This is a genomic window from Nonomuraea candida (assembly GCF_000725485.1).
GTDB classification, from domain to species: domain Bacteria; phylum Actinomycetota; class Actinomycetes; order Streptosporangiales; family Streptosporangiaceae; genus Nonomuraea; species Nonomuraea candida.
The window spans coordinates 410,768-434,985 of the sequence record NZ_JOAG01000015.1 but is presented as its reverse complement, the minus strand read 5'-3'; the positions used below and the strand labels follow the sequence as shown (position 1 = coordinate 434,985).

The following is a 24,218-nucleotide window of genomic DNA, read 5'->3' as shown; positions in this document are numbered from 1 at the left end:
ATGAACTCTCAGCAGCCGATGCCATTCGACCTATTATACGTGTAGAGGCGGTTGACCACCGAGGTGACGGCCGCGTGATAGGTGTAGACGCGGTAATCGCAGGTGCCTTCCCCGAAGCGCGTCACGTTGACGTCGGCGTCGGCGAAATTGCTCCAGAAATTGGTTTCGCTGCCGGTGTCCAACACTTCCCAGCCGTACCACCGGGAGCGCTCGAGTGCGGCTCTCTTCCAGGAATTGCATGCGAGCCGGGTTTGCGGCAATTCGCAGCAGCTCCGACCGCACCGACTGCGACCCCGCCTCCGTGGCGATCACCAGCGCGCCGCTGGCCGTCTCCGCCGCCGTGTCCGGCGCCCCGGAGGCCCTGCCCCCAACCGGTATGCCGATAGGCAGAGCATGTGTTGTTCGCTATATTCTATGTCAGCCAACATAGATGCGAGGAGGTTCGCCATGCGTTGGGTGACCTACGCGACCGGCACCGGCGACCGCGCCGGCGTGCTCGGCGAGAACGTGATCCACCCCGTCCCGCCGGGTGCCGGCCTGATCGAGCTCATCAGCCGGGGCGCGGACGAGCTGCGCGCGGCCGGGGAGGCCGCGCTGACGTCGGGCGAGCGTCCCGTCCCGCTGGCCGGCGCCCGGCTGCGCGCGCCCATCCCGCGCCCGCCCTCCGTCCGCGACTGCCTGTGCTTCCTGGAGCACATGCGCAACTGCCAGCAGGCCGCCGGCGCGCCCCGCACGCTCAAGGACGTCTGGTACGAGATCCCCGCCTTCTACTTCGCCTCCCCGGCGACGATCGTCGGCCCGTACGACGACGTGCCGGTCTCGCCCGGCAGCGCCTGGTTCGACTTCGAGCTGGAGATCGCCGCGGTCATCGGCCCCGGCGGCCGGGACCTCACCCCCGAGCAGGCCGAGCGGCACATCATCGGCTACACCATCTACAACGACTGGTCGGCTCGCGACCTGCAGTTGCGCGAGTCGCCGCTGGCGATCGGCCAGGCCAAGGGCAAGGACGGCGCCACCACCCTCGGCCCGTTCCTGGTCACCCCCGACGAGCTGGCGCACCGCGACGGCCGGCTCGACCTGCGCGTCGAGGCCAAGGTCAACGGCCGCACCATCGGCTCGGGCCGTACCGGCGCGATGGACTGGAGCTTCGGCGAGGTCGTCTCCTACGCCTCGCGCGGCGTCGACCTGCTGCCCGGTGACGTGTTCGGCTCGGGCACCGTGCCCGGCTGCTGCCTCATCGAGCACCTGTCGCTCGCCGACCCGGCCTCCTTCCCCGGCTGGCTGCGCGACGGCGACGTCGTCGAGCTGGCCGTCGAAGGGCTGGGCGCGACCCGGCAGACCGTGCGCGCGTCGGCGGCGCCGTACCGGCTGGCCCCCAGGCACAACCCCGACCGCCGGCCGCCCCGCCCGCGCGTCAACCGCGCCCCGTCGCGGCTGCCCTACACGCGCGGCCTGCACGAGGTCGGCGCGGGCGTGTGGGCCTGGCTGCTGCCCGACGGCGGGTACGGCTGGAGCAACGCCGGCCTCATCGCGGGCGACGGCGCGTCCCTGCTGGTCGACACCCTCTTCGACCTCCCGCTCACGGCCGAGATGCTCGCCGCCATGCGCGCCGTCACCGACCGGCACCCGATCACTCGCGCCGTCCTCACGCACGCCAACGGCGACCACACCCACGGCAACCAGCTGCTGGGGGAGACCGTCGAGATCATCGCCGCGGCGGCGACGCACGCCGAGATGCGGCACGAGATGGCGCCGGAGATGCTGACCGCCACCCAGGTCGTGGACGTCGGCCCGGCGACGCCGTACTTCCGGGAGCGCTTCGGCGCCTTCGACTTCAGCGGCATCCGCCTGCGGCTGCCCGACCGCTCCTACGAAGGCGAGCTGGTCCTGAACGTCGGCGGCCGCGAGGTGCGCGTGATGGACCTCGGCCCGGCCCACACCGCCGCCGACTCGGTCGTCCACGTGCCGGACGCGGACGTGCTGTTCGCGGGCGACCTGCTGTTCGTCGGCTGCACCCCGATCGTGTGGCGCGGCCCGATCGCCAACTGGATCGCCGCCTGCGACCGGATGATCGCCACCGGCGCGGCCACGATCGTCCCCGGCCACGGCCCGGTCACCGACCCCGACGGCGTCCGCGCGGTACGCGGCTACCTCGCCCACGTGGTCGAGCAGGCCGACGCCGCCCACGCCCAGGGCCTGTCCTTCACCGAGGCGATCGAGAAGGTCGACCTGGACGAGTACGCCACCTGGCTGGACGCCGAGCGGATCGTGGTCAACCTCCACCGCCGCTACCGCGAGCTCGACCCCGCCGCCACCCCCGACCTCGACCAGCTCACGCTGCTGGCCATGATGGCCGAGGCAGGTCTGTCATGAGGCTCCCCGCGTCCGCGCACACGTCCCTCCCCTGGCGCATCCACGAGCTCACGCGGGACTTCTCGGTCGAGGACGTGTGGTCGTTCCGCACGCCGGGAGCCGGTCCCGGCGACTTCCCGGCGATGCTCGCGGCCACGCGGGCGGCCGGCGGGCCCGCGACGCTGAACGGGCCGGCCCGGTTCCTGTTCGCCCTCCGGTGGCGGCTCGGCGCGATCTTCGGCTGGGACGGGGCGTCGGCCGGGTTCGGCACGCGGGTCGCCTCGCTCCGCGACCGCCTGCCGGACGACCTCCGCGCCGCCCCGCACGGCCCGCACAGCCCGGCCCTGCCCCTCGAACCGGTCTACGAGCTGGACCGGGAGTCGGCGCGCGAGCTGGCGAACGGGACCGTGCACGCGGTGATGCACCTCGGCTGGGTGCCGGGCGAGAACGGCGACCACGAGCTGCGCATGGCCGTCCTCGTCAAGCCCAACGGCCGGTTCGGCCGCCTCTACCTGGCCGCCATCGCGCCGTTCCGGTACCTGGTCGTCTACCCGGCCCTGACCCGGCAATGGGAGCGCGCCTGGCGCGCCCACCGGGAACGGACGTCACCCCGCTGAGCTGTGTGGATTCTGTGTCAAGCAAGTGTGCAGGCAGGCCCAACGACATTGCGGCCGCCCTCCTGCAGGCTGACTCGTGGCAACCGCGGGCGACTGCCCGAACATCCCTTGAGATCCGGAGATCCTCATGTCATCGGTCAGCATTCGAGCCAGAGTCACCCGGTCGGCGTGCGCGGCGGTGGCCGCCGCGGTCGCGTTCGCCACGCCGCTGCTGGTGTCGTCGCCGGCGCAGGCGGCCGGATGGACCTGCGACGCGCAGTGGAGCACCAGGGACTTCAGCCTGCCGGGCAAGCCCGACGTCAGAGCCTGGGGACGGTCCTGCATCTACAAGGACGGCAACACCCGGAGAGGGCGCGTCCAGATCAAGTGGAAGGCGACGTCGAGCGCCGACCTGGGCAAGAGGTTCGACAAGTTCTCGATCCAGGCGCGCCTCGAGCGCAACGACAAGGTCATCGCCGGCCAGTGGTGCGACATCACCGGCGCCCTCAACGGGGAGGACGAGGGCTCCGAGACCTGCACGACCAGCTACGTGACCAGCACCAGCCAGTACGAATGGACCGGCGACGGGAAGGTCGTCTACAACATCAACGACGACGGCCTGGACGACTACGTGTGGAACCTGCACGGTTCCCCTGAAGTCAAGATCGCGCCCAGCGGCCTGGAGGCGGGCGACGAGCCCGAGCCCGCGCCGCAGCCCGACCCCGCGGACACGCCGGATCCCCAGCCCGCTCGGTAAGGGCCGCGGCTCGGGCCGGTCATCCGGGAACCCGGGGTGAGCCCCCCGGACAACCTGCCCACGACGGTTTCCCGCCCTCTTCGGCGGCGACCGGCGGCCCCCGGCCCGTCATCCCCGTCCCGCTCACCGCCCTCCGCCGGCCGGCAGGACCGGCGGAGGGGAGCTACAGGCGGGTGATGATGGGCTCGCGGCGGAACCGTCCCGCCACCGTGCGGAAGACCGCGACGTCGATCACGAGGAGCGTGACGGCGGCGACGCTCGCGATCCGGGCGTCGAACAGCATGAGCCCGGTCGACTGGCCCGCGATCAGCGCCAGCACGGGCAGGACGATGAGGACCACCGAGCCCTGAGCGCCCTGCATGGTGGTGGACCGCCCGGAGATCGCCACGATCAGGCACGTCGCCAGGAACGCCACCAGCGGCGCCAGCGCCACGATGACGATCGCCCAGGCCCAGGTGGGGAAGAAGACGCCGCCCATCAGCGGCGCCCCGAGAGCGTTGACCAGCACGGCGTACACCAGGAAGGACGCCCAGGTGAGCAGGACGGCGGGGATCACGGAGGCGAGCACCTTGCCCAGCACCAGCTCGCGGTCGGTGAGCGGCGTGTAGAGCAGCCCCTCGATGGTCCCGCGCTCCTTCTCGCCGACGAAGCTGGAACTGGCGGTGAGGCTCGCCACCATCACCGGGATCAGCAGGAAGAGTGGCGCCATGAAGTAGACGATGATCGCGTACACGGTGAGCTGCTCGGCGGAGTAGCCGGCCGGCAGGGCGTGCACCGGCAGGTTCTCGATGAACCCCGACAGCCCGGCGACCGTCGTCGTCAGGAGCGCGGGGCTGCTCCCCAGCAGGAGCACCGCCCCCGGGATGAGGACGACGAAGACCAGCGGCACGATGACGAGGGGCGCGATGACCTCGCGGGCCGAGGCGGGGTCGCCCTCGACCTCCAGCAGGTAGCGGTGCTCCGGCCAGCGCCGGCGCAACACGGCCTGGACCTCGCCGGTGACGACGAGGCGCCCCTGGTCGAGGATGCCGACGTCGTCGCAGAGCGTCTCCAGGCCGTGGAGCTGGTGGGTGCAGATGACGACGGTGGTCCGCGCGGTCCTGACCATCTCGCGGACGTAGCCGATCAGGTCGATCGCCGCCTCGGGGTCGAGCCCGGCGGTCGGCTCGTCCAGGAAGAGGAGGTCGGGCTCGTGCAGCACGGCCCGGCCGACCGACAGCTTCTAGCGCTTGGCCGAACAGGGTCACCGAGCCGCGGGTGGGGGTGAGCATGCCGGTCAGCAGGCGTACGGTGGTGGTCTTGCCGGTCCCGTTCGGCCCGAGGAGCCCGAAGACCCGGCCGGCGCGCACCTCGAAGGAGAGGTCCGAGACGGCCGTGCGGCTGCCGAACCGCTTGGTCAGGCCCGTCGCCGACAGCGTCCGGTCCGGGCCGCTCACGCTCATCCGTACGACTCCTTCACCAGGCGGGACAGGGTGTCGGCGGAGATGCCCAGCTCGCGCGCCTCGTTCACGAGCCGTCGTACGGCGGCCGACAGCAGGGTCAGGCGCTCGGCCTGGGCCGTGACCGTCGCCCCGCGCCCCCGCCGCAGCTCGATCAGCCCCTCGTCGCGCAGCCTCTGGTAGGCGTGCAGCACCGTGTTCCGGTTCACGTCGAGGGCCGCGCACAGCTCCTTGGCCGCCGGCATCCTCTCCCCGCTGCGGATCGAGCCCTCGGCGATCCCCGAACGGACCGCGGCGGCGATCTGCTCGAACAACGGCGTGCCGTCCGTGTGGTCGATGGCGATCAGCATCGGCGACCCGCACCTCCCTGTGACTTGTCCCCATAGTCCTACCACAACTAGGACTATTGGGGCGCGTCGCGTCATCTCGGCCGGGACACAGGAGGCCGGTGGCCCACGAATGATCCGCCCGCGGTCAGCAGGTCGTGTTGTGGCGGGGGAGGTGTCCGGTGGTCAGGAAGGCGGTGACCGCCCGGTCGCCGCAGGCGTTGCCGTTGGCGAGGTAGACGCCGTGGCCGCCGGAGTCGACGCTGACCATGCGGGCCCGCTGCCCGAAGGCCCGCAGCATCTGCAGCGCCCCGCTGTGGGGCGTGGACGGGTCGCGCAGGTTCTGGATGAGCAGGACGTTGGCGGGGCCCCGCGAGGTGACGCGCACGGGAGGCTCGGCGGGCTCGAAGGGCCAGAACAGGCACGGCCCCACGTTGACGGGCATGCCGCCGGTCAGCGGGTAGGCGGCGCGGTTGCTCTTGACCTGCCGCTGGTAGTGGCCGGCCGAGCCCGGCCAGGCGACGTCGTTGCACATGGTGGCGCCGGCGTGGGCGGCGGTGTTCTGCATGACGGCCGCCGGGGGAGTGCTCGCCGGGGGCAGCTCTGCGCCGGTGCGGGCGGCGCGCATGAGCGTGGCGAGCATGGGGAAGTTCGCGTCGGCGTACAGGGCGTTGAGCAGGGTCTCCCGCAGGAGGTTGCCGTCCAGCACCTCGGGGTTGGCGCCGGGCCAGGGCAGCGGCCTGCGGTCCAGCCCGGCCGCGAGGTCGAGGAAGGTGCGGCGGAGCGCCGCCGGGTCGGCGCCGAGGCCGTACTCGTCGTGGCGGGCCGCGGCCCAGGCGGCGAAGTCGGGGAAGCGGTCCTCCACGCCGACGGCGTAGTTGGCCAGCCACTGCCGCGCCACCCGGCGCGGGTCGGGGTCGTCGTTGCTGTCCAGCACGACCCGGTCGGTACGGCCGGGGAACAGGGTGGCGTAGACGGCGCCGACGTAGGTGCCGTAGGAGACGCCCCAGTAGGAGATCTTCTTCTCGCCCAGCGCCTGGCGGATGCGGTCGATGTCCCGGGCCTCGTTGCGGGTGCTGATGTGCCGCAGGAGAGGCCCGCCGTTCCTGGCGCAGGCCTCGGCGATCCTGCGTGACCAGGCGAGGTTCTCCGCGATGCCGCCGTCGGCGTCGGGGTAGGGCTTGAGCCTGGTGACGGAGAGGTCGCGGGCCTCCAGCCCGCAGGAGACGGGCGAGCTCTGCCCCACGCCGCGCGGGTCGAACCCGACGAGGTCGTAGCGGTCGAGCACGTCCCGGGGCAGCTTCCCGACCTGGACGCTGGGCCGGTTCAGGCCGGGGCTGCCCGGCCCGCCCGGGATGATCAGCAGCACGCCGCGGCGCGTCGCGGGCTTGGCGGTCTTGATCCGCGACACGGCCAGCGAGATCGCCGGCCCGCCGGGCTTCCGGTGGTCCATGGGGACGCGCAGGGTGGCGCATTCCTGGCGCGGGTCCACGCCGGGCCCCGCGGGACAGGCCCGCCACGAGATGCCCGCCGCCTGGGCGGGGGCTGTGGCGGGAACGGACGTGGTCGCCGCCCGGGCGGGAGTCACGATGGTGGTGGCAAGGACGGCCGTGGCCGCCGCGGCGGCGGACAGTTTCGCAAGGTCTCGCATCAGGGTCCCTCTTCCTCAGGTGTTCAGCGGATGCATCGACTCTGCCGGGGCGCCGGACCGCACCCCAGAGACCGCGTCACCGAAGACCCATGACCTCATCACAAACTCGACAAAACGCCACAGTGTGGCCCATGCCATGAACGCAACGCACTCACCGGCGCCGGCCTCCGGGACCGGGCCCACACCTGGACCGCATTCGTCTACCTGTCGCTCGCCCGAGGCCACGTCCGCCGCGCGGCGCAGTGACCGAAGGGGTGGTGCCAGGCCGCGAACGGGCCCGAGCCGGGCGACGGTCGCGCCCAGCGCCGTGGACCCATCGCCGCGCCCCATGTCTGCGTCCTTGCGCGCTTGGGGCGATCGAGTGGTCTCGCTCCGTTCGCCGAGCCCGGTCATGATCCCGGCCTTGGCCGCGACCCACGGTGAGGACGTGAGCCAGGCCCGGCTCTTGGCCGCGACCCACGGTGAGGACGTGAGCCGGGCCCGGCTCGACCGTCAGAGGGGCGCGCCGGCCCAGCGCCGGCAGATCGCCAGCACCTGCTGCTCGGTGGGCTCCTCCACCAGCGGCGCCCTGTCCGGTGCAGCCCTCAGCCCGTCGAGCAGGACCTGGAGATAGCGGCGGTACAGCCGCGGACGGACCTGGACGGAGTGCTGCGCCAGGTCGGTCACCAGCCACAGGATCATCATCACGTCGTCGCCGGCGACACCGTCCCGCAGGTCGCCCTCGGCCCGCGCCCGGTCGAGCAGGTACCGCAGCACGTCCGCGACGCGTTCGACGGTGGACCTGCCGAGCCGCCATCCGCCGCCGCCGAGCGCCACGTCCCGCAGCCCGAGGTTGTCCACCAGCAGCTCGGTGATGCTTCCCAGGAGGAGTTCGAGGCCGTCCCAGGCCCGCTCGGCCTCACCTGCCCGCCGCGCGGCCTCCGCCAGTTCGCCCAGCGGCTCCGCCAGCGCCGCGTGGATGAGCTCCTCCTTGTCGGCGAAGCGCCGGTACACCGTGCCCACGCCCACACCGGCATGGTGGGCCACCTCGTTGAAGCCGACCGCGAGGCCGCGCTCGGCGAACAGCTCCTGTGCGGCGCGCACGATGCGATCCCGGTTGCGCTCCGCGTCCCGGCGCAGGGTGCCGCGCCGCGCCGGCTCGTGGTCGGGTCGCGGTGTCACGCCTCGAAGCGTACCCCTAACCGGATAGATGGGATCAACATCACAGCCCGCAGGTCTGGTTGAAGCGGATGCACGCTATCCGCTTCTCACTAGACTGCGGAAACGGATACGTCTCATCCGGTTACTTGGAATCCCCGCGTCAGAAGCAGAAAGCGAGTGCACGATGGCCGAACTGCTCTACCGGCTGGGCCGGTTCACCGCCCGGCGGGCCTGGTGGGTGATCGCCGTCTGGGTCATCGTGCTGGCGCTGGCCGTCGGAGCCTTCCTGGCCTTCGGCGGGGCCATGAGCTCGACGATGACCATTCCCGGCACGCCCACGGGGCAGGTCACCGACCGGCTCAAGACCGAACTGCCCGTGGCCAGCGGCGGCACCGGCCAGGTCGTCATCCACTCCAGGAACGGTGCGGAGCTCACTGCCGACCAGCGCCAGGGCGTCAGCGCCGCGCTGAAGAAGGTCGCCGGCCTCGACGGCGTCGACCAGGTGGCCGACCCGTTCACCTCCGCCGACGCGCGCGCGGACCAGACGAAGAAGATCACAGACGGCCTGGCGCAGATCGAGGACGGCCGCGAGCAGCTCGACAGGGGACAGAGGCAGCTCGACCAGGCCCGTACGCAGACCGAGGCGGGCATCGAGCAGGCCGAGGCCGGCATGGCGCGGGCCGGTCAGAACCCGCAGCTCAAGGCGACCCTCACCCGGCTCAAGGCGACCCTCGCCCAGCTCGGCAAGCAGCAGGCCGAGCTCGACGAACAGAGCGCCACCCTGGAGAAGTCCGAGCAGCGGCTGCTCGTCGGACGCGACCTGCTGACCCTCGCGGAGGGCATCCGCACGGTCTCCTCCGACGGCTCGACCGCGACCGCGACCGTCGTCTTCGACCTGCCGCAGCAGGAGATCGCGCCGGAGACCAAGGAAGCCGTCACCGAGACCCTCGACGCGGCGCTCCCTGAAAGCGTCACCGCCGACTACTCCGCCGAGATCACGCAGGGTGAGATCCAGCTCGGAGGCGTCGGCGAGGCGGTCGGCCTCATCGTCGCGGCCCTCGTGCTCATCATCATGACCGGCACCCTCGTGGCCGCCGGGCTGCCCATCCTCAACGCGCTCTTCGGCGTGGGCGTGGCCGTCGCGGGAGCCATGGCGCTGTCCGGCACCATCGAGATGACGTCGGTGACCCCCATCCTGGGCGCCATGCTCGGCCTGGCCGTCGGCATCGACTACGCGCTGTTCATCCTGCACCGCCACCGCCGCCAGCTGAAGGCGGGCATGGCCGTGGAAGAGTCCATCGGGCTGGCCAACGGCACCAGCGGCAACGCCGTGGTCTTCGCGGGCAGCACCGTGCTCATCGCGCTGCTGGCACTCAACATCACCGGTATCCCGTTCCTCGCGCTGATGGGAACGGTCGGCGCCGTCGCCATCGCCGTCGCGGTGCTCCTCACCGTGACCATGACCCCGGCGCTGCTCGGCCTGCTCGGGCACCGGCTGCTCCCTCGGCGCGACAGGAAGGCCGCCGAAGAGGCCACCGGGCAGACCGCGCCCCTGGCTGCGCCCAAGCACGTGCAGCCGATGAGCGTCGGCAGCGCCGTCCTGCGCATCGTGATCGGCGTCGGCGCGCTGGCCCTCATCGCGCTGCCCGCCGCCTCGATGCGCCTCGGTCTGCCCACCGGCGCCTCCGAGGCCGCCGACTCCACGCAGTACCGCGCCTACACCGCCATCACCGAGAAGTTCGGCGCCGGCGCCAACGGGCCCCTGATCGTGGTCGCGGACCTCGACCACGGAGTGAGCGGGGACGACCTCACGGCGGCCCAGGCCGGCCTCGGCAAGCAGCTCATGGACGTCGACGGGGTGACCGCGGTCGCGCCCATCGGCGCCAACGACCAGGGCACCGTCCTGGTCTTCCAGGTCGTCCCGACCGGCGGGCCGACCTCGGAGTCCACCGAGAACCTCGTCCACGACCTGCGTGGCCGCACCCTTGAGCTCGGCTCCGGCGACGTCTCCCTGTCCGTCGCGGGCAGCGCCAGCGCCAATCTCGACATCTCCGAGAAGCTCGCCGACGCCCTGCCGGCCTACCTCGCGGTCGTGGTCGGCCTGTCGCTGCTCATCCTGATCGTCGTGTTCCGCTCGATCCTGGTGCCGCTCATCGCCACCGGCGGCTTCGTCCTGTCGCTGTTCGCGGCGCTCGGCGGCGTCACGGCCGTCTACCAGTGGGGCTGGCTCGGCAGCGTGTTCGGCGTCACCGACCCCGCGCCGATCCTCAACTTCCTGCCGACCCTGCTGGTGGGCATCCTGTTCGGGCTGGCCATGGACTACCAGCTCTTCCTCACCTCGGGCATGCGCGAGGCCTACGCGCACGGCGCTCCCGCCCGGCAGGCGGTCACCGAGGGTGTGCGGGCGGGCCGGGCCGTCGTCACCGCCGCCGCCATCATCATGATCTCGGTCTTCGGCGGGTTCATGTTCTCCCACCTGACGATGATCCGGCCGGTCGGCTTCGCCCTGGCCTTCGGCGTGCTCATCGACGCCTTCGTCGTGCGCATGCTGATCATTCCGGCGGTCATGCACCTGGCGGGCGACAAGGCATGGTGGCTGCCGCGCTGGCTCGACCGGATCCTGCCCGACGTGGACGTCGAGGGCGCCAACCTGGAACGCCACCACCAGGCCGCGCCGGTACGGGTCCCCGAGACCGCCGCGCGCTGACGGCACTTGCCGGTGGTCTGTCACAGCCGATGGAACAGGGCTGGTAGGCCATGCGGGAGCGGTGCTGCTGCACAAGCCCGCCGACCGGGCCGCCATCATCACCGCACTGCTGGGCCGAGTCGTCCCTCACGTGGCACGGCCGGCCGGGACCAGCGTCGGGTGAGCGAGTCGATGCGACAGGCAGCCCCCGCACACCGGACGTCTACGTGCGCTGACCGGGGTCCGCTCCGTGCTCTGCGCGCGCCCTGGCCAGCGCGTGCAGGGCACGGGGGTAGCCGTCGAGGCGATCGGCCAGCGCGTCCAGTGCGGCCGGCACCGCGGCCTCGGGGATGTCGCGGGCCGAAAGCACGCCGGTCATCCAGCCCACGAAGGAGGAGAAGAGCTCCGGGTCGTCGACGTACAGGGCGGCGCGCAGGAAGTCGACGAGGTAGGCGACGTCCTCCGCCGTCCGTCCGAGCTGCTGCTCGCTGTAGCCCGCGAGCTGCGGCATGCGGCGGGTGAGGTCGGCCACGATGTCGCGCACCAGGTCCCCGGCGGACCGGGTGAGCTCGGTGTACTCCCGGTCGGCCAGCGGTGGCCGCTCCTCGCGGGAGGTGATCCGGCGCGGCAGACCGGCGGCCAGGAGGTCGGCGGCGGTGCGGGCGTCCGGAGCCCAGGCGTCGGCGCCGAGCAGGCGGGCGTAGCGGCCGTCGGGGCCGAAGGCGGCGCCTCCTGCCACGACCGGCGTGCCCGCCGCCTGGCAGGCGCTGATCGCGGCGTGCGCGGCCGGCAGCCGGATCGCCAGTGAGCTGGACAGCGCCACCGCGTCCGGGTTCGTCAGGTGCAGGTGGGCGACCAGGTGCGGCGTGGGGACCTGCGCGCCCAGGTAGTCGACCTGCCAGCCCCGCGCCTTCAGCACCTCGGCGAGCAGCCGGGCGGGGAACGCGTGCCACTCGCCGTCGATGCAGGCCACCATGATCCGTCCCAGGGCCTGATCCGCCGGACGGGACGAGCGGTGCGCCAGGGTGGCCAGCACCCGCTCGTTGACCGCCGTGGCGGTGTGCTCCTGGGCGACCGAGATGCGGTTGGCCGCCCACTCGTGGCCGACGCGCGCCTGCACGGCGGCCACCACGTCCAGCAGCAGGGTCTCCATGGGCATGCCGGCGTCGAGCGCGTCCATGGCCACGCCGGTCGCGGCGGACTCGTCGCCGGCCGTCGCCGCCGCCCACAGCGCTTGCGCCCGCTCCTCGGCGTCGGCCGTCACAGGTGTCCTCCTCGTGGTGCGCGGGGGGCCGAGATGGCGACCACCGCCATGTCGTCGTGCTCACCTGCGCCGACCCACTGGGAGGCCAGCATCTGCACCCGCTCCGCCAGCGCCTCGGGAGGCATGCCCGCGCACTGCCCGAGCTGCTCGCTCAGCCGCTCCTCGCCGAAGAACTCGTCGCCGAGCGGGCCGCCTCTGGCCTCGATGATGCCGTCGCTGTAGAGCAGGCAGGTCTCGCCGGGCTCCAGCACCACCGTGTCGGTGACGCTGGTGATCTCGTCCAGCACCCCGATCAGCGTGCCGACGGCCGGGACCGCCTCGACGCGGCCGTCGGTGCGCATGATCAGCGGCGCCGGATGCCCGGCGCTGGTCAGCCGCATCTCCACCCGCCGGCCGCGTGGCTGGAACGAGGCCAGCACGAGGGTGACGTAGCGCGTCGTGGCGCTGTCGTTGAGCAGCACCCCGTTCAGCAGCTCCAGCACGCGGTGGTGGTCGTCGGCCAGCGGCAGCAGGGCCCGCAGGGTGTTGCGGATGCGGCCGGTGAGGACGGCGGCCTCCAGGCCCTTGCCCGCCACGTCGCCGAGCACCACCAGCGATTCGCGGCCCGAGCCCGAGACCGGGTACACGTCGTAGAAGTCGCCGCCGACGCGCTCGCTGGGGCCCGCGGGCCGGTAGCGGGCCGCCAGCTCCACCCCGTCCAGGATCGGCGTGGGCGGCGGCAGCAGCTCCGACATCAGGGTCTCGGTGATGACCGCCTGCTCGACGTAGAGGCGGGCGACCGCGATCGCGGAGCCTGCCCACAGCGCGAACAGCCGCGCGAACATGCGCTCGTCGTCGGAGAAGCCGTCCCGCGAGCCGCGCAGCAGCACCAGCGCCCCCGCGGGCAGCCCGTGGCCGGGCAGGGCGATCACCGCCACGGAGCCCACCTCACCGGACCCGTCACACAGCGCCCAGCCGGGCACGTCCTCGGGGGCGCTCCAGCGCGCGGGCACCGGCGGGAAGCCCTGCAGCGCCTCGGTCAGGCCGGGCAGCGTGCCGGGGTCGATGACCGCGTCCTCCCTGACCGCCTGGCCTCCCCTGGCGCAGCGGGCGATCGCGTAGCGGCGTCCGGGCCTCGGCAGGACGACCAGCGCGGCGCCGGCCAGGCGGCGGGCGGCCAGGCAGGCGGTCACCTCCAGGCAGCGGTCCAGGTTCAGCGAGGGCAGCAGCTCGCTGGAGGCGTCGGCCAGGAACGCGGCCCACTCGCGCAGCGAGTCCGCCTCGTGCCGCCTGCCGGTGACGTCGATGAGCCACCAGACGGTCCGGTCGGCCGTCGCGTGCACGGCGTGCGCCTGGTACACGCGGTCGCCGATCTCGCCGTGCCGCTCCGAACCGCCGCACCCGAAGTGCGCCCGCGACAGCCATCCGGGGGCCGAGTGCTCCAGCCGCGCGCCGACGAGAGGTTCGGCGAACAGCAGCCGGGCGGCCTGGTTCGCCTGCTCGACGACCCCCGTGGTGCTGATCGCCAGCATGGGGTACGGCGCGTCCTCCCACACCATCTCGACCATGGCACCATCCCGCGAGATCCCCCGGATTTCTCACGCTACCGGCGCGGCACCGGGGCTCTCTTTCCGCCATATCGCTTCTTTGCAGGATCTTTCCTCCGCTGGGCGAGCGTGACCCGGGCGACGCAAGCCGGACCGATGAGGAGCCCATGCACCGCCGGCGTCCCGGGCTGGCAGATTCCGATCGTGGTCTCCACCTACTCCGTCATCGCGGCCGGTTTCATGGCCGAAACCGGCGGCGACCTGGCCGGTCTGCTCGGCCGGGCCCCGCGGTCCGCGCTGGACGTGATCGCCACCGCCGTGGCATAGGCGTTCTCGTTCCTGCCCCCACGCGACTCATGACGCCGTCTCATCTGCCGCTTCACGTTGGGGCCTGAACCATGACTCCACTTGGCTCAAGTTTCATCGAGGTTGTCCATCCAGGTGCTGATGAAGGAGCCGTCAAGCCCCCATCGGCGGAGAAGATCTCGCGGTCGCCGGCTCGGGTGACTGGTGTCGGAGGTCAGGATCTTCCTTTGGCGCGCGGGCGGGGACGTGAGGCGCGATCGGCAGGACGGCCGCCACAGCCCTTGTGGCGGCCGTCCGCGCCACCCGACGACGCCCGCACCTGAGGAGCGCTCCGCCCGGACGTCCTCCCCAGAGTCGCCGGGCTCACGCGCACGGGGCCGGAGAGGTCATCCCGTGAAGCTGGTGCACTTGTCGTAGCCCCCGCCGATGACGGCTTTCTTGATACATGACTTGTAGGTCTTTCCTGAGATCAGGCGGTAGGCCTTGGTGTAGCTCGTGCCGTTGATGTCAACGTCCGTGGCGGTACCTCCAGCGACGAAGGCGAGCACGTAGCTCTTGTTCGCGGTGCTGGTCGGGTTGGTGATCCGCGCCCACACCCACCATTTGCCGTTCCACTTGCCCTTACGCAGTTGCAGGGTTCCAAAGGCGCTGCTGATCTGGATGCGCGTGGACACCTCGGTGGCGGAGGTCGGGGGATTGGAGTTCCAGTTGGACGCGGCGGTGGCCGGAGCCGAGCCGAGAACGGACAGGGCCAGGCCGGCCGCTGCGACGACGCTCGTCTTCTGCAGAAATCTCACTACCGTTTCGCTCCCAAGTCGGGGGTTCGTCGATCGGAACGTCACGGTAGTGACCGTGGGTATGTCCGAGGTATGCGCCGGTCTCTCGGCCGGGATCGGCCCGGCGAGGAGCTCGACCCGGCGACGCCCTGACAGGCGGATTGGCTCACCATCCACTGTGACCTGAAAATGGACCGAGAAGACCGACGTCGAGAACCTGCAGCGGATTCACCATCGTGAACGTGGTGAGGCGGAACAACATACGCGAGCCATAACGCATGCCGCGGATATGCCGGTCGTCACCAGAGTCTCTGTCGTCCTCGGGTGCTCTGCTCCGGACCTTCTTATCGTGCCCACGTGGAAAGAATGGTTCTGCGATGCGGAGTATTCGTGCGCAGTCGGTCGCTGGTCTCCCGGCCGTACCACCGCTTGCGCTGAAGCTGGAGCGTGACGTGGCCGGTGCAGCGCGTGTCCGGCTTGTCGGCCTTGGCGGGGAACGGGTGCGCGGCTCCGGGCCGGCCGGTGCTCGCCGGGCGGCCACGTTGTGCATGAACGCGCCGGAGGCGTGGCCGACGCTGCATTGGTCAGCCGGTTTGCCGACGGCATATATATCTGTCGCGTTCGGGCGGAATTAACCGTCTATTCAATCCCTGAAATGATACTCGTCGACCAGTGGAACGACAGCGCCTCATTGGCACGCGAATTACCCTGGCAAATCGAACCAAGTGGCGGGCGGAAAATGTGCGAAGGCTCTGCGTGTTCGACCCGGTGAAACCACTTGCGCCGCAACGCGGGTTACGCCGGTCCGGTCACGTCTTCGAGGTGAAGAAGGCATGACCGCCGTCGCGGGAACCGACGAGGACATGCAGACCGCCGTGGCCGTCATCGGAATGGCCGCCCGGATACCCGGCGCCGCGGACATCGACGAGTTCTGGGCCGCGCTCGTCGCCGGCCGCGATCTGACCACTCGCCTCGACTCCCGGCGCACGTACGGGGTGGTCGCCGACACCGAAGGGTTCGACGCCGCCTTCTTCGGGGTCCCGCCGCAGGAGGCGCGGGCGCTCGATCCGCAGAATCGGGTGTTCCTCGAGTGCGCCTGGGAGGCCCTGGAGCACGCCGGTTACGATCCCCACACCTACCCGGGCGCCATCGGCGTGTACGCCGGGAGCGGCGAGACGGACCACCTCGCCCTCGTGCGCGCGCAACGGCGGCTGTTTCCGGACATGACGGACGGCCAGCTCCGGCTCGCCAGTAGCCGGGACTTCCTCACCGGCCAGGTGGCGTACAAGCTGAACCTGCGGGGCCCGGCCGTCACCGTGCACACCGGCTGCTCCACCTCTCTCGTCGCCGTTCACCTGGCGAGCCAGGCCCTGCTCACCGGCGAGTGCGACATGGCCCTGGCAGGCGGGATCACGCTGCGTGGCGCCTCGGGCGCCGAGGAGGACGACGACCTGCTCTCACCGGAGGGCTGCTGCCGGCCGTTCGACGCGGACGCCGACGGGATGGTCGGCGCCGATGGGGCAGGAATCGTCGTGCTCAAGCGGCTGCCCGACGCGCTCGCCGACGGGGATCACATCGACGCCGTGCTCCGAGGGTGGGCGCTCAGCAACGACGGCTCCGGCAAGATAGGCTTCACCGCGCCGAGCGTGGCGGGACAAGTGGCCGCGATCCGCTCCGCGCACCTCCTCGCCGGCGTCTCCCCGGAGACGGTCGGCTACGTCGAGGCGCACGGCACCGGCACCACCATCGGCGACACGATCGAGGTCCGCGCGCTGTCGGAGGCGTTCGGGCCGGGCACGCCCCAGCGGTGCGTGCTCGGCTCCGTCAAGTCGAACATCGGTCACACCGACACCGCGGCAGGCGTGATCGGCCTCATCAAGGTGGTGCTGTCGTTGCGGCACGGCCTCATCCCGGGCACAGCGCACTTCCGCCGCCCCAACCCACACCTCGATCTCCCGGCCGGCCCGTTCGTGGTGACGAACGAGGTGACGCCGTGGCCCCCGGGCGACCGTCCCCGCCGAGCCGGGGTCAACTCCACCGGGATCGGCGGGACGAACGCCCACCTCCTCGTGGAGGAGGCGCCCGCCGTACACCTGCCGCCCGACGACGACCGCTACCACCTGTTGCCGTTGTCGGCGCGTACCGCCAGAGCGCTCGCCGAGTCGGCCGAGCGGCTGCGCACCCGGCTCGAACGTGACACGGTCGCCGTCGCCGACGCGGCATGGACTCTGCAGACCGGGCGTGCCGCGTTCGCTCACCGGGCCTTCGTGGTGTGCCGCGACCGCGATGAGGCCGTCCGGGCCCTGACCGCTCTGGCCGAGCGGCCGCAGGACCCAGGAAACCCCGCGGCGGGGACGCCGCAGGTCGCCTTCCTCTTCCCCGGGCAAGGCGGCGGGCACGTGGGCATGGCACGCGAGCTGTACGCGCAGGAGCCGGTCTTCCGCGCGGCCATCGACGACTGCGCCGCTCGGGCCGGCGCGGACCTCGGGCTGGACCTGCGACAGGTGCTGTACCCGGAGCCCGGCGCCGAGGCCGGGGCGGAAGCGCGGCTGGCCACGATGGCCGTGCGCCTGCCCGCGCTCTTCGCCGTGGAGCACGCCATGGCCGAACTGTGGGAATCTCGTGGCGTCAGTCCGCACGCCGTCCTCGGGTACGGCCCGGGCATGTACGCCGCCGCCGTCTCGGCCGGGGTGCTCACCAGGGCCGACGCACTGTCGCTGGTGCTCACGCAGGGGCGGCTCCTGCCCGCCGGCTCCGCGGCCCACTCGGTCCTCGCCGACGACGTCATCGACGAGTACGCCGAGGCCGTGGCGTCAGTGCGACTGCGCGCACCGCGGCTACCGTGGATCTCCGACCGGACCGGCGCGCCCGTCGCGGCGCGCGACGCGTGCGACCCGGCCTACTGGGCCGGTCACCTGCGCGGCACCATCCGCTTCTCCGACGCCTTGCAGACCCTGCTCGCCGACTCCGCCGGGATCCTGCTGGAGGTCGGCCCCGGCCGTACGCTCGGGAGCCTGGCCCGGCAGCACCCCGGCTGCGGACCGCGCCACACGATCGTGCAGAGCCTGCCGGACGCGCCCGCAGGAGCCGGGAGCGCCGCCGAGTCGCTCCGCGCCACCGGGGCGTTGTGGCAGGCCGGGGTGCCCGTGCGCTGGTCCGCGCTGCATACCGGCCGGCCGCCCCGGCGGGTCCCGCTGCCCACGTACCCGTTCCAGCGTGAGCGGTTCGCGCTGGGCGCCCCCGCGCCCGTCGCGACACCCGCGGCGCCGGGCGCGGCGGAACCCGTGCCCGGACATGCCGCGGACCGGGTGGCGGCCGACCCCCGTACAGCGGACCGGGTGGCGGCCGACCCCCGTACACCGCTCGAGAAGACGATCGCCGGAGTATGGCGCGAGGTGCTTCGCGTGCCGCACGTGGGCATCGACGACGACTTCTTCGAGCTCGGCGGCCACTCCCTGCACGCCACGCGCATGCTGGCCCTGCTGGGTCCGGCGCTGGGCCCGGACGTCCCGCAACTCACGATCATGGACGTCTTCGACCACACCACGATCCGCGAGCTCGCCGCGCTGGTGAGTGGATCCGACCCGCGGGAAGGGGCCGGCCCGCCCCCCGCGGCCGCGGACCCCGAGCCCCCGGCCGCGCCGGACGCGTCCGGTGGACGGCTCAGATGACCTCCGGAGGACATCCTGTGAGCGACCTGACCGAGCTGCCTGCGACACCGGCGACGATCCCCGTCGTACCCGACGGGGAACCCGTGATGTCGTTCGCCCAGGAACGCCTCTGGTTCATGGACGCGTACGCGCCGGGCACGACCGCGTACACGATCCCGGAGGCCTGGCGGCTGCGCGGCCCGCTCGATCCGGCCGCGCTCGCCGCGGCGTTGAACCGGGTCGCGGCCCGGCACGAGCCGTTGCGGAGCCGCTTCCCCGCGACCGGGGACGGCCGGCCCGTCATGGTCGTCGACGACGCCGGCACGATCCCGCTCACCATCGCGGAGGCCGTGTCCAGTGACGGCGTGTCCGGTGACGGCGTGTCCGGCGATGACGTGGGGGCGCTCGTCGACGCCTTCATGGCCGAGCCGTTCGACCTCGCCGCCGGCCCCGTGGCGCGGGCGTTGCTGATCAGGATCGCCCCCGATGAGCACGTGTTCGCGCTCGCGGTGCACCACATCGCGGCGGACGGCTGGTCCACCGAGCTCCTCCTCGGCGAGGTGCTGGCCTGCCTCGCCGGCGATCCGCTGCCGGACCTGCCGGTGCGCTACCGCGACTTCGCCGCGTGGCAACGCGCCCGGCCCGGCACCGAGCGCGATGTGGCGTACTGGCGCGAGCAGCTCGCCGGCGTCACGCCGCTCGAACTGCCGACCGACCGGCAGCGGCCACCGGTGCCGACCTACACCGGCGCCGCGCACGAGTTCTCGGTGGCGCCGGGCGTGCTCGCCGAGCTGTCCCGGCTCGGACGCAAGCACCGGGCCACGCAGTACATGGTGCTGCTCGCGGCGTTCGCGGTCCTGCTGGGCCGCCGGGCGCGGCAGGACGACGTCACGATCGGGTCGCCGACGGCCGGCCGATCGGTGCCCGAGCTCGACGACCTCGTCGGCTGCTTCGTCAACATGGTGACGATGCGGGTCGACCTGTCGGGCGACCCGACGTTCGCCGAGCTGCTGCAGCGGGTCCGCGCCACGGCCGGGCACGCGTTCACCCACCAGGACCTGCCGTTCGAGCGCCTGGTCACCGAGCTGAACGTGCCGCGTGAGGTGTCACGTTCGCCGCTGTTCCAGGTGGTCTTCTCCCTGCAGAGCTACGAGTCGGCCCTGCCGAGCATCCCGTCGCTCACCGCCACCGCGGACGTCGCCCTGTCGCACTGCGTGACCCGGTTCGACCTCGAGCTCCACACCGCCGGCGACGGCAGCTTCATGATGATCTACAACACCGCGCTGTTCAGCGCGGACTCGATCGCCCGCATGGGCGACCACTTCCGCGTCCTCCTGGAAGGCATCGCCGCAGACCCGCACGCCCCGATCTCACGCTACGAGCTGCTCACGGCCGGCGAGCGCGCGCAGCGCGCACACTGGAACGACACCAGCGCCGACCTCGGCCCCGACCAGTGCCTGCACGCCCCGGTCGAGGCGCAGGCGCGCAGGACGCCCGGCCACCCCGCTGTGCTCCACCCCGGCGGCCGGCTCTCGCACGCCGAGGTCGACCGGAGGGCCGATCACCTCGCGGCGCGGCTGATCGCCTCCGGGGTGACGAGGGGCGACCTGGTGGCCGTCGTGATGGAGCGGGGATGGGAGCAGGTGGTCGCCGTGCTGGCGATCAACAAGGCCGGCGCCGCCTACCTGCCCGTCGACGCCGATCTGCCCGAGCGTCGCCGCAACGAGCTCATCGCGCGCGGCGGCTGCGCCGTGGCACTCACCCAGCCGGCGCTGTGTTCACGGCTGACCTGGCCGGACGGGCTGGCGACGCTGCCCGTCACCGAGGTGTCGGGCGACCCGGCGCCGGCCTGCCCCGCCGAGCCCGGCGACCTCGCCTACGTGATCTTCACGTCGGGCTCGACCGGCACGCCGAAAGGCGTGATGATCGAGCACAGGGCCGCGCTGAACACCGTCCGCGACATCACCGGACGGTTCCGGGTGGGACCCGGCGACCGGGTGTTCGCGCTGTCCGCGCTGAGCTTCGACCTGTCGGTCTACGACGTCTACGGCACGCTGGCCGCCGGCGCCACGCTGGTCATGGGACGGGCGGCGGAGGACAAGGACCCGGCGGCGTGGGCCCGGATCGTCACGGACCAGCGGATCACCGTGTGGAACTCCGTACCCGCACTGATGGAACTGCTGGTCGAGCACGCCGAGCGGGAAGGCGCCGACATCAGCTCGCTGCGGCTCGTCATGATGTCCGGCGACTGGATCCCGCCGGCGCTGCCCGACCGCATCCGCGCGCTCGCCCCGTCCGCCGAGATCGTCAGCCTCGGCGGAGCGACCGAGGGGTCGATCTGGTCGATCTTTCATCCGATCGGGCACGTCGATCCGTCGTGGACCTCGATCCCGTACGGCCGCCCGCTGGCCAACCAGCAGTTCCACATTCTCGACCCCGGGATGTGCGACGTCCCGGCCGGCGTGCCCGGCGAGCTGTACATCGGGGGCGCCGGAGTGGCGGCCGGTTACTGGAAGGACCCGGAGCGGACCGCGGCGGCGTTCGTCACGCACCCGCGCACCGGCGCCCGCCTCTACCGGACCGGTGACCTCGGCCGGTACCGGCCCGATGGCGTGATCGAGTTCCTCGGCCGGGCCGACGCCCAGGTCAAGATCCGCGGCTACCGGATCGAGCTCGGCGAGATCGAGGCACATCTGACCCGCCATCCCGAGGTCGCCGAGTGCGTGGTGACCACGCACGGGACCGGCAGCCTCGCCCAGCTCGTCGCGTATGTCGTGGCCGAACCCGGGCACGCGCCCGACCCCGCGCGGCTGCGGTCGCACCTCGCCGCGGCGCTACCGGCCTACATGATCCCCAACTCGTTCATCACGCTGCCCCGGCTGCCGCTGACCGCGAACGGCAAGGTGGACCGCGGACGGCTGCCCGCGCCCGAGGCGCCCGCCGGCCGGGACGCCGGGCGGATGCCACCGCGCACCGAGCCGGAGCGGGCGATCCACGCGGTGTGGGCGGACGTGCTCGAGCGGGCCGATGCCGGGATCGACGACGACTTCTTCGACCTGGGCGGCCACTCCCTGCTCGCGATCAAGGTGGTGGAACGGCTGCGCCGCTCCGTGCCGGGTGGCGCCGGGATCGCCGTGATGGACCTGTTCACCCACCCGACGATCCGGCGGCTCGCCGCCCTGCTCGACGGGAGCACGGCGGCGGCGCGCGGGATTATCCACCGGCTGACCCCGGAGCCGGCGGCCGAGCCCGAGCTCAGCTACGTCGCCGTTCCGTACGGCGGAGGCGGCGCGATGGTCTACAAGCCGCTGGCGGACGCGCTGCCGGCCACGTACGCGTTGTGGTCGGTCGCCATCCCCGGCCACGACGTCGGGATCGACGAGCAGCACGCGCCACTGGAGGATGTCGCCGAGCGGTGCGTGCGGGAGATCCAGGAGCAGATCACCGGGCCGATCGCGCTGTACGGGCACTGTGGTGTCGGCTCGGCACTCGCCGTGGAGATCGCCAGGAAGCTGGAGGCGGCGGGCCGCGTCCCGGAAGCGGTCTACATCGGCGCGATCTTCCCCTTCGCCCGGCCGAACCTCGGCCTGCCCGCCGCGCTGGGCCGGCTCACGAATCCGGACGCGTCGCGCAGCGACCGCTCATACGCGGACGGGCTGACCTCGCTCGGGCTCGACCTGAGCGACATCGACCCCGCGCAGGCGCGGCGCATCGTGCGCAACACCCGCCGCGACACCGAAGCGGCGGAGGAGTACTTCACGGAGCTGTTCGGCACCTCGGTGGAGCGGCTACGGGCGCCGATCATCAGCGTGGCCGGGGAGCACGACCCGGCCTCCGAGTACTACCAGGAGCGCTTTCGCGAGTGGCACTTCCTCAGCGACACCACCGCCGTGGTGCTGCTCGACGAGGCGGGCCACTTCTTCCAGAAACACCGCGCCGGCGAGCTCGCCGAGATCGTGACGACCACCCACCCGGCCCTCTCCACCGGAGAGCCTCCGGTGGGTGCCACCGGTCGGACAGGCCCGAGGGGTGAACGGGGCCCGGCGGGCCCGCGTGGCGAGGCGGCGGTCGGCGGGGACGGGTGGCGGCTGCTCGACGTCTCGCACGCGGGGCCGCCGGACGCGCCCGACGGGCCCCGCCCGGGGATGCGCCGGTTCCTCGCGGTGGCGTTGGGTCAGCTCTTCTCGATCAGCGGCTCGATGCTGACCGTGTTCGCGATCCCGATCTGGATCTATCTCGCCACCGGCTCACTCGTCCAGTTCGCCCTGTCCGCCGTCGCCGGAGTGGTGCCCGGGCTGCTCGTCGCGCCGGCGGCCGGCACGGTGGTGGATCGCCGCAGCCGTCGCGCGATCATGCTCGCGGGCGCCGCCGGCGCGGGCGGGGCCCACTTGCTGCTCGGCCTGCTGCTGTGGACCGGAAACCTGCAGAGCTGGCACGTCTATCCGCTGCTCGCGTTCCTGTCGGCCGCGCTCGCGTTCCAGCGGCTCGCCCACGACTCCGCCGTGCCGCAGCTCGTCCCCAAGCGGTACCTCGGCCACGCCACCGGTCTCGTCCAGCTGGCCACGGGGGCGAGCCGGCTGATCGTGCCGGTCGCGGCCGCCGGGCTCATGGCCGTCGTGGGGCTGGAAGGCATCACCGCCCTCGTCGTGCTGAGCCACGCGGTCGCGATCGCCGTCACGCTCCTGGTCCGGTTCCCGCCGACGATGGCGGGGCGGCGAGGGGAGCCGGTGACGGCCGAGATCAGGGCCGGGTTCCGGTACTCGTGGGACGACCCCCGGTTGCGCCGGATGCTGATCTTCTTCACGGTGCTCAACGTCTTCCTGTCGCCGCTGTTCCTGCTGATCCCACCGCTGGTTCTCGCGGTCGGGACGCTCACCGACGTCGGTTGGATCCTGCTCGGCTCGGGACTGGCGGGCACGCTGGGCGCTCTCGTCATGAGGATGTGGGGCGGCCCGCCGCGGCGCCGGATGCGCGGCGTGCTGCTGTGCACGCTCTGCCTGGGCGCGTTCTGTCTGGTGACCGGCCTGCGGGCGGACCTGGTGACGATCGGCATCGGCGTGTTCGGCATGTCGCTGACGCTGACGGTGCTCAACGGGATCCATGCCGCGATCGTGGAGGTCAAGGTGCCGCAGCGGTTCCACGGCCGGGTGCTCGCGCTCAACACGATGATCTCGTGGCCGGCGCTGCCGATCGGCTTCGGGCTGGTCGCGGCCTGGGCGTCGCTGCTGTTCGAGCCGCTGCCCCTCGGCGGGGCGCTCGTCCCGGCCGCCGGCGCGGTGGCGGGCGGCGGGCCGGGGCAGGGGATCGCGCCGCTGTACGCGCTGTTCGCGATGGCCATCATGCTGCTGGCGGTGGTGGCGCTGTGCTCCGGGCTGCCCCGGCTCCTCGACGACAGCCCCGACGCCACCCCCGATGACGTGATCGGGCTCCAGGCGTTGGGCCGCGCTCCCCTGACCTCAGCGCAGGACGCTCCTCCGCCCGCGGCTACCGGCCCGACGCGTCGATGAGACTCTTCGGGCGCAGGTCGGTCCACGACCGGTCGACGTACGCGAGACAGTCGTCGTGGCCGGCGGGGCCGAAAACGGGTGACCATCCCCCGGGAATGTCCACCGGCGCCGGCCACAGCGAGTGCTGGTTTTCGTGGTTCACCACCACGACATAGGTCGGCGTTTGGTCATCGAAAGGACTGGTAATGCCGGTGTTCGTCACCGCAGCATTCGAGCACCCGACGCAGAACCTGTCAAGCAGG

The 24,218-nt window shown here is 72.3% G+C and carries 16 protein-coding genes and 1 pseudogene; 7 read left to right on the top strand and 10 right to left on the bottom strand.

Going from position 1 to position 24,218, the window contains the following annotated elements; genetic code table 11:
- Positions 1–8 precede the first annotated feature (8 nt).
- The gene (locus tag IO39_RS54490) at positions 9–185 is read right to left on the bottom strand and encodes a hypothetical protein (RefSeq protein ID WP_157548466.1); all 177 of its coding nucleotides are present in this window, start codon (positions 183–185) and stop codon (positions 9–11) included.
- A 262-nt stretch (positions 186–447) separates the two neighbouring features.
- Here IO39_RS54490 and IO39_RS16840 point away from each other — a divergent pair, with 262 nt between their 5' ends.
- The 3 genes from IO39_RS16840 (at position 448) to IO39_RS16830 (ending at position 3,705) form a co-directional block, all read left to right on the top strand.
- Positions 448–2,373, top strand: a complete 1,926-nt coding sequence (locus IO39_RS16840; protein WP_043623068.1) for a fumarylacetoacetate hydrolase family protein — start codon at positions 448–450, stop codon at positions 2,371–2,373.
- Positions 2,370–2,969, top strand: a complete 600-nt coding sequence (locus tag IO39_RS16835) for a DUF2867 domain-containing protein (RefSeq protein WP_043623065.1) — start codon at positions 2,370–2,372, stop codon at positions 2,967–2,969. The genes IO39_RS16840 and IO39_RS16835 overlap by 4 nt, the downstream gene beginning before the upstream one ends.
- Before the next feature lie 127 nt (positions 2,970–3,096).
- Positions 3,097–3,705: a hypothetical protein gene (locus IO39_RS16830; RefSeq protein WP_157548463.1), complete on the top strand. Its 609-nt coding sequence runs from the start codon at positions 3,097–3,099 to the stop codon at positions 3,703–3,705.
- 163 nt (positions 3,706–3,868) lie between these two features.
- On the opposite strand, the gene IO39_RS16825 is transcribed toward IO39_RS16830, so the two are convergent.
- The 5 genes and pseudogenes from IO39_RS16825 to IO39_RS16810 form a co-directional block, all read right to left on the bottom strand.
- A complete protein-coding gene (locus tag IO39_RS16825; RefSeq protein ID WP_052422992.1) occupies positions 3,869–4,906 on the bottom strand; it encodes an ABC transporter permease subunit in 1,038 nt (345 codons plus the stop codon).
- A gap of 28 nt (positions 4,907–4,934) precedes the next feature.
- Positions 4,935–5,147, bottom strand: a pseudogene (locus IO39_RS52650) (ATP-binding cassette domain-containing protein); the annotation flags it as partial.
- Positions 5,144–5,494 (bottom strand): GntR family transcriptional regulator, encoded by a 351-nt coding sequence (locus tag IO39_RS16820; RefSeq protein ID WP_043623059.1) that lies wholly within the window; start codon positions 5,492–5,494, stop codon positions 5,144–5,146. The pseudogene IO39_RS52650 and the gene IO39_RS16820, both read right to left, overlap by 4 nt.
- A gap of 124 nt (positions 5,495–5,618) precedes the next feature.
- Positions 5,619–7,121, bottom strand: a complete 1,503-nt coding sequence (locus IO39_RS16815) for an alpha/beta hydrolase (protein WP_043623056.1) — start codon at positions 7,119–7,121, stop codon at positions 5,619–5,621.
- A 492-nt stretch (positions 7,122–7,613) separates the two neighbouring features.
- Positions 7,614–8,282 carry a TetR/AcrR family transcriptional regulator gene (locus IO39_RS16810; RefSeq protein ID WP_052422991.1) on the bottom strand — a complete coding sequence of 223 codons (669 nt, stop codon included), beginning with the start codon at positions 8,280–8,282 and terminating at the stop codon, positions 7,614–7,616.
- A 163-nt stretch (positions 8,283–8,445) separates the two neighbouring features.
- On the opposite strand from IO39_RS16810, the gene IO39_RS16805 reads away from it, so the two are divergent.
- On the top strand, positions 8,446–10,968 hold the full coding sequence (locus IO39_RS16805; protein WP_043623053.1) for an MMPL family transporter: 2,523 nt from the start codon (positions 8,446–8,448) through the stop codon (positions 10,966–10,968).
- A gap of 202 nt (positions 10,969–11,170) precedes the next feature.
- On the opposite strand, the gene IO39_RS16800 is transcribed toward IO39_RS16805, so the two are convergent.
- A complete protein-coding gene (locus tag IO39_RS16800; protein ID WP_052422990.1) occupies positions 11,171–12,211 on the bottom strand; it encodes a cobalamin B12-binding domain-containing protein in 1,041 nt (346 codons plus the stop codon).
- Positions 12,208–13,758, bottom strand: coding sequence for a PP2C family protein-serine/threonine phosphatase (locus tag IO39_RS16795; RefSeq protein WP_052422989.1), 1,551 nt, complete (start codon positions 13,756–13,758; stop codon positions 12,208–12,210). The genes IO39_RS16800 and IO39_RS16795 overlap by 4 nt, the downstream gene beginning before the upstream one ends.
- A gap of 135 nt (positions 13,759–13,893) precedes the next feature.
- Between IO39_RS16795 and IO39_RS54485 the strand changes: the two genes are divergently transcribed.
- Positions 13,894–14,064, top strand: a complete 171-nt coding sequence (locus IO39_RS54485; RefSeq protein WP_157548457.1) for a hypothetical protein — start codon at positions 13,894–13,896, stop codon at positions 14,062–14,064.
- A gap of 365 nt (positions 14,065–14,429) precedes the next feature.
- On the opposite strand, the gene IO39_RS16790 is transcribed toward IO39_RS54485, so the two are convergent.
- Positions 14,430–14,840 (bottom strand): hypothetical protein, encoded by a 411-nt coding sequence (locus IO39_RS16790; protein WP_043623050.1) that lies wholly within the window; start codon positions 14,838–14,840, stop codon positions 14,430–14,432.
- 812 nt (positions 14,841–15,652) lie between these two features.
- Between IO39_RS16790 and IO39_RS16785 the strand changes: the two genes are divergently transcribed.
- Both IO39_RS16785 and IO39_RS16780 read left to right on the top strand, forming a co-directional pair.
- Positions 15,653–18,490 carry a type I polyketide synthase gene (locus tag IO39_RS16785; RefSeq protein WP_052422988.1) on the top strand — a complete coding sequence of 946 codons (2,838 nt, stop codon included), beginning with the start codon at positions 15,653–15,655 and terminating at the stop codon, positions 18,488–18,490.
- A 17-nt stretch (positions 18,491–18,507) separates the two neighbouring features.
- On the top strand, positions 18,508–23,976 hold the full coding sequence (locus tag IO39_RS16780) for a non-ribosomal peptide synthetase/MFS transporter (protein ID WP_211267044.1): 5,469 nt from the start codon (positions 18,508–18,510) through the stop codon (positions 23,974–23,976).
- On the opposite strand, the gene IO39_RS52645 is transcribed toward IO39_RS16780, so the two are convergent.
- The gene (locus tag IO39_RS52645; protein ID WP_439331476.1) at positions 23,954–24,178 is read right to left on the bottom strand and encodes an MbtH family protein; all 225 of its coding nucleotides are present in this window, start codon (positions 24,176–24,178) and stop codon (positions 23,954–23,956) included. The two genes, IO39_RS16780 and IO39_RS52645, sit on opposite strands and share 23 nt — an antisense overlap.
- Positions 24,179–24,218 lie beyond the last annotated feature (40 nt).

Bases quoted from the DNA above. Each gene is read 5' to 3' on its own strand.
- IO39_RS16815 (WP_043623056.1), bottom strand. From the start codon at position 7,121: ATGCGAGACCTTGCGAAACTGTCCGCCGCCGCGGCGGCCACGGCCGTC.
- IO39_RS16805 (WP_043623053.1), top strand. From the start codon at position 8,446: ATGGCCGAACTGCTCTACCGGCTGGGCCGGTTCACCGCCCGGCGGGCC.
- IO39_RS16795 (WP_052422989.1), bottom strand. From the start codon at position 13,758: ATGGTCGAGATGGTGTGGGAGGACGCGCCGTACCCCATGCTGGCGATC.
- IO39_RS16785 (WP_052422988.1), top strand. From the start codon at position 15,653: ATGACCGCCGTCGCGGGAACCGACGAGGACATGCAGACCGCCGTGGCC.
- IO39_RS16840 (WP_043623068.1), top strand. From the start codon at position 448: ATGCGTTGGGTGACCTACGCGACCGGCACCGGCGACCGCGCCGGCGTG.
- IO39_RS16820 (WP_043623059.1), bottom strand. From the start codon at position 5,494: ATGCTGATCGCCATCGACCACACGGACGGCACGCCGTTGTTCGAGCAG.
- IO39_RS16835 (WP_043623065.1), top strand. From the start codon at position 2,370: ATGAGGCTCCCCGCGTCCGCGCACACGTCCCTCCCCTGGCGCATCCAC.
- IO39_RS16830 (WP_157548463.1), top strand. From the start codon at position 3,097: ATGTCATCGGTCAGCATTCGAGCCAGAGTCACCCGGTCGGCGTGCGCG.
- IO39_RS54485 (WP_157548457.1), top strand. From the start codon at position 13,894: ATGAGGAGCCCATGCACCGCCGGCGTCCCGGGCTGGCAGATTCCGATC.